12 protein-coding genes are annotated in these 13,527 nt (G+C 76.4%); 4 read left to right on the top strand and 8 right to left on the bottom strand.

Features of this window, described 5'->3' with window-relative positions:
• Nucleotides 1-312: 312 nt before the first annotated feature.
• The 3 genes from NT8_RS04710 to NT8_RS04700 form a co-directional block, all read right to left on the bottom strand.
• Nucleotides 313-1,332 carry a glycoside hydrolase family 6 protein gene (locus NT8_RS04710; RefSeq protein WP_217999061.1) on the bottom strand — a complete coding sequence of 340 codons (1,020 nt, stop codon included), beginning with the start codon at nucleotides 1,330-1,332 and terminating at the stop codon, nucleotides 313-315.
• 443 nt (nucleotides 1,333-1,775) lie between these two features.
• Nucleotides 1,776-2,231, bottom strand: coding sequence for a DUF6640 family protein (locus NT8_RS04705; protein WP_067964630.1), 456 nt, complete (start codon nucleotides 2,229-2,231; stop codon nucleotides 1,776-1,778).
• Nucleotides 2,232-2,263: 32 nt separating this feature from the next.
• On the bottom strand, nucleotides 2,264-3,007 hold the full coding sequence (locus NT8_RS04700) for a siderophore-interacting protein (RefSeq protein ID WP_067964628.1): 744 nt from the start codon (nucleotides 3,005-3,007) through the stop codon (nucleotides 2,264-2,266).
• Nucleotides 3,008-3,206: 199 nt separating this feature from the next.
• On the opposite strand from NT8_RS04700, the gene NT8_RS04695 reads away from it, so the two are divergent.
• The 3 genes from NT8_RS04695 to NT8_RS04685 all read left to right on the top strand — a co-directional run bounded on the left by NT8_RS04695 (nucleotide 3,207) and on the right by NT8_RS04685 (nucleotide 6,257).
• Nucleotides 3,207-3,923, top strand: coding sequence for a TetR/AcrR family transcriptional regulator (locus tag NT8_RS04695; RefSeq protein ID WP_067964626.1), 717 nt, complete (start codon nucleotides 3,207-3,209; stop codon nucleotides 3,921-3,923).
• Between the two features lie 554 nt (nucleotides 3,924-4,477).
• Nucleotides 4,478-5,284, top strand: coding sequence for an APH(3'') family aminoglycoside O-phosphotransferase (locus NT8_RS04690; RefSeq protein ID WP_067964703.1), 807 nt, complete (start codon nucleotides 4,478-4,480; stop codon nucleotides 5,282-5,284).
• A 118-nt stretch (nucleotides 5,285-5,402) separates the two neighbouring features.
• Complete coding sequence (locus NT8_RS04685) at nucleotides 5,403-6,257, top strand: maleylpyruvate isomerase family mycothiol-dependent enzyme (RefSeq protein ID WP_067964624.1); 855 nt, start codon at nucleotides 5,403-5,405, stop codon at nucleotides 6,255-6,257.
• Between the two features lie 55 nt (nucleotides 6,258-6,312).
• Here the strand turns inward: NT8_RS04685 and NT8_RS04680 are convergent, their stop codons facing one another.
• From NT8_RS04680 to NT8_RS04660, 5 genes are all read right to left on the bottom strand, one after another.
• Nucleotides 6,313-6,600, bottom strand: coding sequence for a YiaA/YiaB family inner membrane protein (locus NT8_RS04680; RefSeq protein WP_067964621.1), 288 nt, complete (start codon nucleotides 6,598-6,600; stop codon nucleotides 6,313-6,315).
• A gap of 95 nt (nucleotides 6,601-6,695) precedes the next feature.
• On the bottom strand, nucleotides 6,696-7,481 hold the full coding sequence (locus NT8_RS04675; RefSeq protein WP_067964619.1) for a methyltransferase: 786 nt from the start codon (nucleotides 7,479-7,481) through the stop codon (nucleotides 6,696-6,698).
• A complete protein-coding gene (locus NT8_RS04670) occupies nucleotides 7,478-8,689 on the bottom strand; it encodes a cytochrome P450 (RefSeq protein WP_067964617.1) in 1,212 nt (403 codons plus the stop codon). The genes NT8_RS04675 and NT8_RS04670 overlap by 4 nt, the downstream gene beginning before the upstream one ends.
• A gap of 414 nt (nucleotides 8,690-9,103) precedes the next feature.
• Nucleotides 9,104-9,607, bottom strand: coding sequence for an HAD domain-containing protein (locus NT8_RS04665; protein ID WP_067964615.1), 504 nt, complete (start codon nucleotides 9,605-9,607; stop codon nucleotides 9,104-9,106).
• Between the two features lie 169 nt (nucleotides 9,608-9,776).
• Nucleotides 9,777-11,849 carry an acyltransferase family protein gene (locus NT8_RS04660; RefSeq protein ID WP_281203383.1) on the bottom strand — a complete coding sequence of 691 codons (2,073 nt, stop codon included), beginning with the start codon at nucleotides 11,847-11,849 and terminating at the stop codon, nucleotides 9,777-9,779.
• A gap of 773 nt (nucleotides 11,850-12,622) precedes the next feature.
• Between NT8_RS04660 and NT8_RS31200 the strand changes: the two genes are divergently transcribed.
• The gene (locus tag NT8_RS31200) at nucleotides 12,623-13,465 is read left to right on the top strand and encodes a CPBP family intramembrane glutamic endopeptidase (RefSeq protein WP_067964612.1); all 843 of its coding nucleotides are present in this window, start codon (nucleotides 12,623-12,625) and stop codon (nucleotides 13,463-13,465) included.
• The last annotated feature ends 62 nt before the right edge of the window (nucleotides 13,466-13,527 follow it).

Genomic DNA, 13,527 nt, shown 5'->3' with positions numbered 1-13,527 from the left:
GCCACCCGGGCCCGGTACGGGCGCGACATCGACAGCGTCGGCGCCCTCGCCGTGGAGGGGACCCGGCGCAACCGGCTGTACCTGTCAGCCGACCGCCTGGCCGCCGAGGCCCTGGCCCGGCGTACAGAGGACATCGTGGCCGCCATGCCCGCCCCCCACCGACGTGCACGACCACGCGCCGGCCACCGCCATGCGGCGGTGCGCCGACGGGTCCTCCTGAACGTTCTGGCCGTCCCCGGCCGGTGGACGCGGGCGGGTCCGGTGCGGCGGCCGCCGCACCGGACCCCGGGGCCGGCACCCCGGTCCGACGCGCTACTGCGTCGCCAGGCCGTAGGCGTAGTCCGGCGAGAACGTCCCGGCCGGTCCCGCGCACCCGTCCACCTCGCCCGGGGGCTTCACCCACAGGTAGGCGTCGATCAGCGGGTCACCGGTCGCCGCGGTCGGGTCCTCCCCCACCGCGCGTCCGGCCGGGTCGCACCACTGCCCGCCCGGCGCGGGCCCGTTGCCGTTGCGGCTGGTGTCGACGACGGCCCGCAGGTCGGGGTCGCCGAGCCGGTTCAGCACCGCCGCCGCGAACGCCCGCTCGTCGCCGGTCGTCCGGTAGTTGGAGACGTTGGTGTAGATGCCGTCGGCCTGGGCAACACCGGCGGCACGCAGCCGCGCCGCCTGGACGTCGGCCGGGTTCCAGCCGGAGTGTCCGGCGTCCAGGTAGACCCGCGCCTGCGGGTTGGCGGCGTGGATCCGCCCGACCGCCCGCGCCAGGGCGGCGTTGCGGTCGGCGAGCGCGCCGGAGTCCAGGCAGGAGATGAGCGCGAGTGAATCGGGTTCGAGGATGACGATGACCGGTGCGTCGCCGAGCCCGGCCGCGAACCGGTCGACCCAGGTGTTGTAGCTCGCGATGTCGGGGGCGCCGCCCGCTGACGCCCCGCCGCAGTCGCGGTTGGGCAGCATGTAGGCCACCAGAGCGGGCACCTCGCCGGCGGCGTCCGCCGCGCCGGTCACCCGCCGCACGTCCTGGGTGACGGTGGCGGGCCGGTAGGCGGAGAACCAGACGCCCTGCGGCTGGGAGGCGATCCGGTCGGCGATCACCGGGCGGCGCCAGTCGTTCGGGTTGGCCGCCACCCAGTCCATGACCTGGGAGTCGGGGTCGGCGTAGAACTCGGTGCCGTCGGGCAGGTCGGCGGCGGGGGCGGCGCCCTGCGGCGCGGTGTCGGCCGCGGCGGGCGCGGCCGTGAAGGCGAGGGCGAGGGCGGCGACGGCGGCCGCCAGGCCCGGCAGCCGGCGGGCTCCGCCGCGCGCGGTGGAACGGGGGGTCGTGTCGCTGGGGTTCACGGCTCTCCTCGGGTGGACGTGGGGCGCCCGGCGATCCCGGTGAGCGGCGCGGCCGCGCGCCGCCGAAGCGGGCGGCGGAGCGGGTCCGGCGGGGCCGGCCGGCGCAGGGGCCGGACGGGGAGCCGGGGCCGGTCGAGGGACGGATGCCGGGCGGCGGACCGGTGGCCGGGCGGCGGTCGCCGCGCCGGCGCGGGGGCGACCGGGGGTGCCGGAACAGCGGGAGCGGGTCGGCGGCACGGTCGCCTGCGGTTCGAGCGGGCGGAACCGGCGGCGGACCGCGGCCCCGCCTTGGGAGCGCTCTCACATCCACCACGCACGGTACGCCGCCCTGCCCGCCGTGTAAACACCCCGCCGCGCCCCGCTCCCCGGAACGCCCCGCACACCGCTCCCCGGGAACGCGCCGCGGCGGCCGCGCGCCGCCGTGGCGGCGCACGGCCGACCGCTCAACGGGCCGACGCGCGGCGGCGCTCGGCCGGGCGCCCCGCGGATGGGCGCAGCGCCGCCGCCGTCGCGGCGAGCAGCGCCGCGAGCAGGACGAGCGCCAGGAACACCTGCCCGTGCAGGCCGAGGACGAAGACCGTGCGGTCGGCGAACTCGGGATCGTGGGTGGCGGTGCCGGGGAACAGCAGCGCGCCGAGCATGCCGAGCCACGGGGTGGCCAGGACGGCGGCGGCGCACAGCAGCGGCCCCCGGTCGCGGCGGAGCGCGAGCACCAGTCCGAGGACGCCGAGGAGCACGGTCATCACCATGTACTGGGCATCGTGGAACTTGGCGTGGGGCGGCCACGCCGGGTTGAAGGCGTGCTGCGCCGCCAGGTCGGGGATGACCAGGTCGGCCAGCACGGCGCCGGCGGCCGTGACGGCGGCGACGGCGGCGAGCAGGGATCGGGCGAGGATCATGGTCGGTCCAGGGGTCGGGGGGCGGGCGGCGGTCAGTGCAGGCCCCGCTTGCCGGGGGCCCAGAACGGCTTGGTCCTTATGGCGGTCCGCGGCCAGCCGTGCCCGCGCACCAGCACGTCGCGGACGAGCTGGCAGGTCCGGGCCTCGCCGGCCACGTAGGCGGCGCCGGCGCCGTCCGGCAGGTCGAGGCCCGCGACGGCCGCGGTCAGCACCCGGGAGGCGGCGGCGGGGGCGCCGTCGCGGTGGACGCGGAGCAGCGGCGGGTCGCCGGGCATGGGCAGGTCGTGCTCGGGGGACGCGCTCTCCAGCACGCCGAGCACCCGGGCGGCGGGGCCCAGTCCGCGGATCATCGGCCCGAAGGCGGCGGCGGCCGTCTCCTCGCCGACGAACAGGTGGAAGTCCGCCTCGCGGGTGTGGAAGTCGCCCTGGGGCCACCAGAAGACGACCCGGTCCCCGGCCTCCACCGCGCGCGCCCACCTCAGGCCGATGCCGTCGCCCGCGTAGAGGTGGACCCGCAGCTCGATCGCCGTCCGGTCGGCGTCGAGGTCCCAGATCGTGTAGGTGCGCAGCGTCTCGGCCGGGCGCAGGATGCCCGCCACCGACAGCGGGTCCAGCAACTGGATCCGGATGTGCTGACCGGGGATGTAGGGGAATGCGACGGGCCGGTCGGTCTCCAACCGGATGCGCCGCATGGCGGGGTTGACCTGCTCGGCGACGGTGACGACCGCGTCCATGGCGTACTTGCCGAACAGGCGGTCGCGCATGGGGCGGGCCATCAGGCGGTCCCGCGCCGGACGTGGGCGCGCCGGGACAGGCCCCACCACACGGCCGTCACCAGGGTGATCACCGCAGGGACGATCCACCACAGATGAGACATGCTTCTCCTTAGATGGTCTAGATTACTTAGAGGTCGTAAGGAAACATACACCCCGTAGAATGACGGACGCGACAGCGTACGAGACACGAGGAGGGGCGATGCCCGCACCCGCCGGCCGGCGGCAGAGGATCCGGCAGGCCACGCTGGAGGAGATCCACGCGGCGGCGCGCAAGCTGCTGGTCGAGCAGGGATCGGCGGCGGTGACCATCAGCGCGGTCGCCCGGGAGGTCGGCATGAGCGGCCCGGCGCTGTACCACTACTTCGCCGGCCACGACGAGCTCGTGGGCGCGGTGACGGCCGGCTTCCTCCGCGAGCTGACGACCGCCATGGAGCGCGCCCGCGACGACCTCGCCGACCGCCCGCTGGACGACCGCGTCCTGGCCGTCTGCCGCGCCATGCGCGGGTGGGCCACCGCCCACCCCGCCGAGTTCGGCTGGATCTTCGCCCGCCCGATCGCCGCGCCGAACCGGCGGCCCGAGTCGGCGCGCCACCAGGCCGCCCTCCGCTTCGAGGGGGTCCTGCTGGACCTCACCGTCGAGCTGTGGCGGACCCGACCCTTCCCGGCGCCCGACCCGGCCGACCTGCCCGCGTCCCTGCGCGAACAGGTGGCGGCCTACTCCGCCGGGATCGACGGCCGCCTGCCACCCGGGGCCGCCCACGTCTTCCTGTCCTGCTGGATCAGGCTGTACGGGCTGCTGTGCATGGAGGTCCTGCACCAACTGGACTTCGCCTACACCGACCTGGAGCCCGTGTACGAGGAGCACCTGCACGACCTTGCCGCGACCCTCGGCCTCACCTACCTCGCCGCGGACTGACACTTCCGCCCCGCCGCCGGGCGTCCCCACGGTCCACACACCGGTGCCCACACGGACGCCCCGCCCCGTCGGGGCGGGGCGGGTCCACCCCTCGAGCATCCGCACGAACCACCCGTCTTTCGGGGTCTTGACGGAGGAGCGTGACGCACCGCACACTGGCGCCCGGCGGTACCGATCGACACGACGGCGGCCGCCGGCCCCGGTCTTCCGTCGGCGCGGCGATGCGAGCACAATGGGAGCGCTCCCATGCCGCGCGGGGAGACCGGGGACCCACCGTCGCCCCCCCACCCCCTCCACCCATCCCCGCTCATCCCCGCACGTGGACCGCCGCCCCCTTCCCGGCGGTCCACCGGCGGCGGCGGAGCCCGGCGCGCGCACGCCACAGCGCCGCCCCTCCCCGCCACCCCCGACCGCCGGGGTGCCCCCCTGCCCGGCACCCCGGCGGTCCCACCCCACCACCCGCCGCCCTCGGCGGCGACCCTGCACCGGGCGGGCGGAAAACACGATGCCCCGGCCGTCGTCCCGTTGTAGCATCACCGACCGTGGTCGACTCGATGTCCGCGCTGCGCGCGCTGCTGCCCCCGGTGACCGGGGAGGACGGGTGGATGCCCGTCACCGATGGGGAGTCCGGGGCGGCCGTGTTCCGCTCCCCCGACGGCTCCCGCTACGCCAAGTGCGTCCCGGCCCGCGACACCGCCGCGCTGGAGGGCGAGCGCGACCGGGCCGCGTGGCTGCACGACCAGGGCGTCCCCGGCCCCCGCGTGCTCGACTGGCGCACCGGCGCCGACGGCGCCTGCCTGCTGACCTCGGCCGTCGCCGGGGTGCCCGCCGACCGCCTCGGGCCGGACGCCCTCGCGGCGGTGTGGGCGCCGATCGCCGACGCCGTACGCCTGCTGCACGCCCTCCCGGTCCAGGCGTGCCCGTTCTCCCGCGACCTCGCGTCGATGTTCGCCGCCGCACGCGACGTGGTCGCGCGCGGCGCGGTCACCGACGACTTCCTGCCGGTGGAGCAGCAGGGCACCCCGCCCGAGGAGCTGCTGGCCCGACTCGCCCCGGGGCTCGACCACCGCCTCGCGCAGGAGGCGGCGTCGGCGGTGGTGTGCCACGGCGACCTGTGCCTGCCCAACATCGTGGTCGACCCCGGCAGCGGGCGGTTCGCCGGGTTCATCGACCTCGGCCGCCTCGGTCGCGCCGACCCCCACGCCGACCTCTCCCTGCTGTTCGCGACCGCCCGCGAGACCTGGCCCGACGAGGACCGGGCGCGCGCCGCCGAGCAGGCGTTCGCCGACCGCTACGGCGCCCCCGTCGACCGCGCCAGGGAGCGGTTCTACCTGCACCTCGACCCCCTGACCTGGGGCTGAGGGGCGCGTCCCACGACCGGCGCACCGCACCCGCGAGGGGCCGGGCACTGCCACCGGACCGGCCGCCGCGCGGGCCGCCGACTGGCGCCCCTTCCCGGCGGTCGGCAGACTCTGCGCCATGTCCTTCTCCACCGGTGGCGTGGTCGGGTACGGCCACCTCGGCCCGCCCATCGACGCTCGCCCGCTGTTCACCCCCGAGCACACCGAACTCATCGCCACCCTGCGCGCCCTGGGGCCCGCCGACTGGGAGCGCGAGGCCGTCCCCGGCTGGACCGTCCGCGACGTCGCGGCCCATGTGCTGGGCGACTGCTACGGGCGCTTGGCGCGCGACCGCGACGGCCACGGCGGCGGCCCGGCACCGGCCCCCGGCGAACCGCTGGAGGGCTTCATCCACCGCGTCAACCAGGAGTGGGTCGACGCGTTCGCCCGGGTGAGCCCGGCGGCGCTGACCGACACGCTGGAGCTGATCGGCGCGCAGACCGCCCGCCACTTCGAGGGCACCGACCCCGGCGCGCCGTCGCTGGGGGTGTCGTGGGCGGGCGTCGACCCGGCCCCGAGGTGGCTCGACACCGCCCGCGAGTTCACCGAGCTGTGGACCCACCGCCAGCACATCCGGCACGCCGCCGGGCGCGGCACCGACCCGGATCCGGGTCCGTTCTCCACGGTGCTCGACACGTTCCTGCGGGCGCTGCCGCACACGCTCCGCGCCACTGCGGCCCCCGAGGGGACGCGGGTGCGGGTGGAGGTCGCCGGTCCGGCGGGCGGGGCGTGGACGGCGACGGCCACCGGCTGCGGCTGGTCGCTGGCCGGTCCGGCGGGTGAGCCGACCGCGCTGCTGCGGCTGGACGCGGAGACCGCCTGGCTGCTGTGCACGCGCGGCGTCGACCCGGCCGCCGCGCTCGCCCGCGCCGAGGTCGAGGGCGACCCCCGCCTGGCGGAGGCCGCCGCCCGCATCGTGTCCATCGTGTACTGACGGCGGCGCACGGGGGGTGCCGTCGGCCGCCGCCCTGGTCGTCCGCCGACGCGGATCAGTCGACCTTGAACGGGTCGTGTTCGGCGAGCAGCTTGTCGAGGCGGGCCTGGTCGACCCGGCTGGTCACGGCGGTCTCCTCCTGGCGGTCGCGGACCACCTTCGCCAGCGTGAAGGTGGAGGTGATCACGTAGAGGAGCCCGAGGCCGACGAACGCCCGCATCCAGGCGTCGACGGGCAGGTAGAGGATGCCCACACCCAGGCCCACAGAGGAGACCGCGAAGGAGAGCGCGGACTGCACGAAGAAGGCGGGGGTGGCGGTCGTGCGTACGGGTTTGGTGGTCATGCCGCCTATGGTCGGCCGCCGCCGGGGCGGCCGCCTGAGCACGGATACTCATTCCGGGACGGGTGTCCGCACCCGGACGCGGCGCCCTGCGGCCCTCACGGCCCCGCCGGCGCGGGCCCCGGCGATGAACCGGGCCCGCCGCCGGGCGGGCGGATGTCGTGCAGTTCGAACAGCCGGTGCTCGATGTGGGGATCGGGGTCGGACCGGCCGGCGGCCAGGAGTTCCGCGCGCCACCCGTGCCCGGCCGCGATGGCCTCCATGGCGGCGCGGTCGCCGATGTCGCCGAACCCCAGGAACAGCCGCCCGCCCGGCGCGAGGACCGAACGGGCCCCCGCCAGGTAGGCGCGGCAGCAGCGGTGGCCCACGTCGAACACCGAACGGGTGAGGTCGGACGGGTGCTCGTAGCCCTCCGGCATGCCGACATAGGGGATGTTCCAGAAGACGACGTCGTACCCGCGGTCGGGGACGGCGGCGAACACGTCGCTGACCAGCGCCCGCAGTGCGGTGGCGCCGTGGCGCCGGGCGTTGCGGGCCGTGTTCGCGACGGCCGGCGGGCCGATGTCGACCGCGGTCACCGCCGCGCAGCCGGAGAGCGCGGCGACGACGGAGGTCACGCCCGCGCCGCAGCCGATCTCCAGGAAGCGGCCGCCGCGCGGGAAGGGGAGGCGGCGGGTGTAGAACTCGGTGCCGGAGCTGAGGGCGGGCGAGAACACCTCGGGCAGCAGCTCCCAGGTGCGGCCCAGCAGGTGGAAGCTGCGCCGGTCCTCTGATCTCAGCCGCTCGGTGAGAAGGATGCTGTCGGCGACGGCGTGCGGGCCGGGGGCGGCGGGGTCGCGGGGATCGGCGCCCCCGCGCGGCGGGCCGGCCGCCGGGCCGCTCACCAGACCACCGGGATCGTGCCGGGGATGCGGACCTGGAGGCCGGGCCGCCAGTCGAGGGCGTCGGGGTCGGCGCCGAGGCGGGCGTCCGCGGGCAGGTGGCGGACCAGCGCCGTGACGGCTTCGGTCAGCTCCATGCGCGCCAGCCCGGTGGCGGGGCAGTGGTTGTGGCCGTGGCCGAAGGCGAGGTGGGTGGGGGTGCGCGGGCGGTCGATGTCGAAGCGGTCGGGGTCGGTGAAGGCTGCGGGGTCGCGGTTGGCGGTGTCGGGGCTGACGAGGACGAGTTCGCCGGTGCGGATGAGGGTGCCGGCGACCTCGATGTCGGCGGTGGCGATGCGCGGCAGGCCGTCGCGGATGAACAGGGCGTGGCGCAGCAGCTCCTCGACGGCGGCGGGGGTCAGCTCCGGTTCGTCGCGCAGCCGGGCCCGGGCCTCGGGGTGCTGGAGCAGGGTGATGGTCGCCAGGGGCAGGACACCGGCGCTGCTGGCGAAGGACGAGCCGAGGAAGGCCCCCGCGAGGTCGGCGAGTTGCTCCGGGGAGAGGCGCAGGGCGGGGTCTGCCGCGGCGTTGGCGGCGCGCAGCCGGTGCAGCAGCCCCGGCCGCACGCCCTCCGGCGGCGTGTCGGGCTGGGCCGCGAGGTAGGCGCGCAGCTCCGCCCAGTTCGCGTCGAGGACGTGGCGGGGGTGGACGGTGGTGGTGGAGGCGATGTGGGCCCAGGCCGTGAGGCGGTCGGCGTCGGCGGTCGGGAGCCCCACGAGCCACGTGGCCACGGCCATGGGGAGGGCGGACGCGAACCCGGGGAGCAGGTCGGCGGGCGGCCCCTGCCGGACGGTCTCGGCGACCATGGCGTCGGCGGTGGCGCGCACCCACGGGCGCATCTCCTCGACCCGGGGCGGCGCCATCGCACGCTGGATCTCGGTGCGCAGGCCCGCCTGCCGGGCGACCTCCCAGGAGTTGGCGACGGACGCGGGGATCGGCGGGGCGTCCTGGCGCGGGACGTCGGGATCGGTGGTGCGGGCGTGGCTGAAGCGCTCGTCGGCGAAGACCGCCCGCGCCGCCTCGTAGCCGGTGACGAGCCAGGCGGTGTCGCCGGTGTTGGTCCTGACGCGGACGACCGGCCGGTGCTCCCGGAGCAGCGCCCGGCATTGCGGGGGGAGGTCGTCCGCGCGTTCGGAGAAGGGGAAGCGCGGGAGTTCGGACGTCTCGGCCATCGGTCACCTCGCGAGCCGGAAGTGGGAGACGCGCACGACGCGGTTCCGCGCCGCCGCTCATGCTCGACACATTGCGTTTCCGGTGCATGACTTTACGTGATCAACGCTGTTCGGACAGGGTGTTCCGGAGAACACAGGGGCGGAGATCGCCGGTCCGCGTCGGCGAGGTGGCACCGGGCGCCGGCGTCTCGGTGCGCGCCGTGCGCTGCGACGAGCGGCAGGGGCCGCTCGCCATCGTCGGCCGACCCGGTCACCGGCTCCGCCGCCGCACACGCCGGGAGACCGGCGACCGCCTCGGCCGCACCCGGGTCGGCGGGAGGGGAGCGCGGGTTTCCGGTGCCGACCGCACGGGATGGGTCACCGGACCTGGCCACCAGGGGCCGTCCCGCAGTAGGCGGGTGGGGGCGGGTGGGATCAGTCCCCGATGGGGGCGGCGTCGGGAGCGTGGGTGGCGGCCCAGGTGGCGAGGGTGGCCAGGTCGGTGGGGCGCAGGCCGCGGCGGGCCGATACGCGGTGCAGGAGGAACGGGGTGTCGCGGCGGGCGGCGAGCCAGGCCCGGTCGGTGTCGGTGACCTCGTCGTCCACCCAGGCGAACGGGCGACCGGCCGTGTAGGCGGCCACAGTGGGGGTCTTGAAGCAGAGGCCGGGCGCGGTGTCGGCGCCGACCGGCCAGGTGATGACGGGCAGGGCGGGCAGGCCGACGCGCGGGGCGATCTCGGTGTTGGCGTCGTGCTCCCAGGTGGTGGCCCACACGAGGTCGAAGGGCAGCGCGGCGAGGGCGGGCCCGTGCGCCGGGTCGAGCAGCACCCGCAGGCCGTGGATGGTGTGCGGCAGGTACCCGCGCGGGAGCGGGGCCCGGCCGGCGCGGAACGGGTTCAGCGGGCCGTCGACGTCGAGCAGCAGCAAGGGGCGTTCCATGGGCGGCTCCAACGGCGTCGGGCAGGGGGTGCCGGGGCGGAAGACGGCCCCGCCGCCCCGTTCCGCCCCATTGTGGCAAGGGGCGGAACGGGCGGACGCGCGGACGCCCGGCGCCGGGGGCCGGGGGCCGGGGGCCGGGGACCGGACCGCACAACGGGCCCGGCCGGGCTCACTGGTCGTCGAGGACGTCCGCCGCCGCCTCCTCCAGGGCCGGGGCCAGCAGCCGCGAGTAGGTGGCGGTGAGGTGGTGGCTGTCGCGGTAGATCAGGACGTTGCCGACCACCGGCGGGCAGGAGTCGTCGGTGCAGAAGTCGTCGGTGAGGTCGACCAGGTCGGCGCCGGTGCCGCCCGACTCCACGGCGCGCACCTGCGGGTCGTCGCGCACGGCGTCCTCGCGGGGGCTGGCGCAGGCGTCGAGGGCGTCGGGGTGCCGGTCGACGCACTCGGGGATGCGGGGCCGCGTCACCGGGGTGTCGCGGATGGCGACGACGTCGGTGCCCGCCTCCTCCAGGACGCTCCACATGCGCGCCATGCCGTCGGCGATGGCGGCCCGGCCCTCTTCGTCGTCGGCCGCGCCGACGGCGTCGGTGCGCGAGTGCGAGCTGGTGAAGACCACGTCGGGGCGGACGGTCTGCACCAGTTCGTCGGTGACCGCCGCGTTCCACTCGGGGCACTCGGGGTACGGCGCGTCGGCGGTGACGGTGAGGGTGTCGGTGAAGGCGCACGAGGACTTGGTGTAGGAGTACAGCAGCCAGTTGCGCTCACCGGCGAGGCTGCGCAGCGCCGGCACCCAGTGGGCGGCGTGGGAGTCGCCGACGACGGCGATGACGGTCTCGGCGTCGTCGGGGCCGTAGACGCACGGATCGGGCGTCACCTCGGCGTTGGACGCCTGGCAGTCGTCGTCGTAGACGCTCGGCAGGTCCTCCTCGGCGCCGACCGGCGGCGGGTAGATGCGCTCGTCCGGGTCGCCCTCGGGGCGCTCGTCGCCGATGGCCTGCGGGCCGACGTGGACCGCCGGGTCGAACTCCACCCCGCGCAGCCACTGGTAGCGCAGGTACTGGGCGGCACCCACGGAGGTGACGACGAGGGTGGCCGACAGCGCGAAGGCGGTGGCGGCGCGGCCGGCGCGCAGCAGGCCGCCGTCGCGCACCGGGTCCTCCACGAGGACCTTGGTGCCCCAGGCGAGCGCCACCGACAGGGCGGCCGCGCCGACGGCGGCGGCGGGGGTGAGCGAGTCGCGGTCGGTGACGCTGAGGGCGAAGACGATGACGGGCCAGTGCCACAGGTACAGGGCGTAGGAGATGTCGCCGACGAACCGGGCGGGCGCCGACGCCAGCAGCCCGTACGCCGACCACCGGGTGTCGCTGTGCCCGGCGGCGATGACGGCGGCCGCGCCGAACACGGGCACCGCCGCCGCCCAGCCGGGGAAGGCGGTGGCGTCGTCGAAGCCGACGACCGCGGCGATGATCGCGGCCAGTCCGGCCCAGCCCAGGACCCGGCGCAGGCCGGCGGGGAGGGCGCGGCGGGCCAGGACGATGGCCAGCACCCCGCCCACGGCAAGCTCCCACATGCGGGTCTGCGGCAGGAAGTAGGAGGGCTGGGGGTCGGAGGCGGTCATCACGACCGAGCAGGTGAACGAGGCGACGAGGACCGCGGCGGCCGCGGCCAGCAGGGTGCGGGTGCGGCGGGCCCCGAGGGCGGCCCAGCCGACGAACAGCAGCGGCCACACCAGGTAGAACTGCTCCTCGACGGCCAGCGACCAGTAGTGCTGGACCGGGCTGGCGGCGGTCTCGGCGGCCAGGTAGTCGACCGACTCGGTCGCGAGGTAGAAGTTCTCGACGTAGGCGGCGCTCGCGATCAGCTGGCGGGCGGTGTCGAGCAGCCGCGGCGAGGGCAGCAGCAGGAACGCCGCGACGCCGGTGGCGAGCAGCACGAGGGTGGCCGCGGGCAGGATGCGCCGGACGCGCCGCACGTAGAAGCCGGCCAGGGAGACGCGGCCCCGGGTGTCGGCCTCGCGCAGCAGCAGCGTGGTGATGAGGAAGCCCGAGATCACGAAGAACACGTCGACGCCCGCGTACCCGCCGGGCAGCAGGTCCTTATCGAGGTGGTAGACGAGCACGAGCAGGACGGCGACCGCCCGGAGGCCCTGCACCTCGGGCAGGAACCGGCGGGCGGCGGGGCGGGGGCTCGCGGGGCGTTCGGGCGCGGGCGGTCCGGGCACGGAACGGAGGTCGGTGGTCACGGAGTGTATTACCCAACGGCGTCGGCGGATGGGGGCGGCACGGCAGCGGGGCGCGGGCCCGCGTCCGGACCCGGACATCCCATGTTGCCGTGACGCGCCCGTTATGGAAAGTCGCCCGGCCGGGTTTTCTGAGTGATCTCTCAGGAAGTCGTGTGACGTTGGGATGACGGCCGCGCCCCCTCCACCTCCCGGCAACCCGTCCCACGGACCCGGTTTACGGACACGCGCGGCCGCTTCCGGCCATTTCCGGGCGGTGGTGGCGATCTGCGGAAGTATGGCGGCACCGCGCGGTGGATCGGCCCGCCGCGCGGCGGGCCGGGGCCGTGGGGCGCGGGGCCTGCCTGCGGCGTGCGCGGGGTCTGCGGTGCGCGGCGGCGGCGCGCGCCCGAAGGGTGGCGCGCGGCGCTGGGCACGGCGGACGCGCGGCCACCACTCGGACGTGCGCGGGTGTACGACGTGCACGGGCGCGCGTGGATGACGCCGAGCAGGGCCGAGCGCGCGGCGCGGGCGGTCACGTGCGCGGGCGGGCGCGGGCGCGCGTGGACGACGCGCGCGGACGTGGGGCTGGGCAGGGCCGAGTGCGCGGCGCGGGCGGTCACGTGCGTGAACGTGACCGGCGGACCCGCGCACCGGGCGGCGGAGGTGGACGGCGCGACGGCGTCGACCGCAACAACCACGGCGGAGGTCCGGCGCCGGGCCCGGGCCGGGCCGGTCGCGCGCGAAGGCCCTCGGGAGAGGAAGGACCGGACGAGTCGGACGGAGCGGGAGGGCGTATGGCGGAGACGCCGACCGAGGGGCGGGTGCAGCGGCCGCGCGGCCTGCCGCGCCCGCTGAGGGTGGTGCTGGTCAGCGGGGCGGCCATGGCCCTGTGGTGGGCGGTCAACGAGCTATCGGCGGGCGGCTACGGCGGCCTGCCCCGGGTGGGGACGCACCTGGTGAACGCCGTCGTGCTCGGCGTTCTGGGGGTGGCGCTGGTGGCCGCGGCGGCCCGCTTCGCCGACCGGCGCCCGTGGGGCGAGCTGCGGGCCGCCGTCGGCGGCGACCGGGGGTGGGCGTTCACCGTCGGTGCGGTGTCGTGGCTGGTCCCGGCGGCCGGCGCGGCCGCGCTGTGCCTGGGGGCGGGGTGGGTGGCGCTGGACGTGCGGTCGGGCGCCGCCGAACTGCTGGGCGCCGCGGCGCTGCTGGTGGTGACCGTGCTGCTGCTGGAGGCGCTGCCCGAAGAGCTGATCTTCCGCGAGTACCTGTACCGCAACCTGGGCGAGGCGCTCCCCCGCTGGGCCGCCGTCGTCGGCCAGGCGGCGCTGTTCACGGTGTTCGGCACGGCGCTGTGGGTCGCCGCGGAGGGGTGGTCGGTGCTCGCGGAACGGGGCTTGCTGTTCCTGGGCATGGGCGTCGTCCTGGGGTGCGTGCGCGCGGTCACCGGCAGCGTGTGGGCGTGCGTCGGCTACCACCTCGTCTTCCAGGTGTCCGCCCAGCTCGTGATCGGCGGCGCTTACACCGACATCACCGTGCACGGCGCCGAGACCTTCCAGGCGCTCGTGTTCGGCGCCCCGTTCGTCCTCGGCCCGGCCATCGCCGCCGTCACCGCGCACCGCCGCCGCCCGTCCCCCGGATGAGCCGCCCACGCCCTCACCCCGCCTCGTCTCCCGCCTTCTCCCCTTCCAAGAAGAGGAGAAGG

It is taken from the genome of Nocardiopsis trehalosi NBRC 14201, from assembly GCF_001552555.1.
GTDB lineage: Bacteria > Actinomycetota > Actinomycetes > Streptosporangiales > Streptosporangiaceae > Nocardiopsis_B > Nocardiopsis_B trehalosi.
The sequence above is the reverse complement of the archived record's forward strand: the minus strand, read 5'-3'. Positions and strand labels throughout refer to the sequence as shown.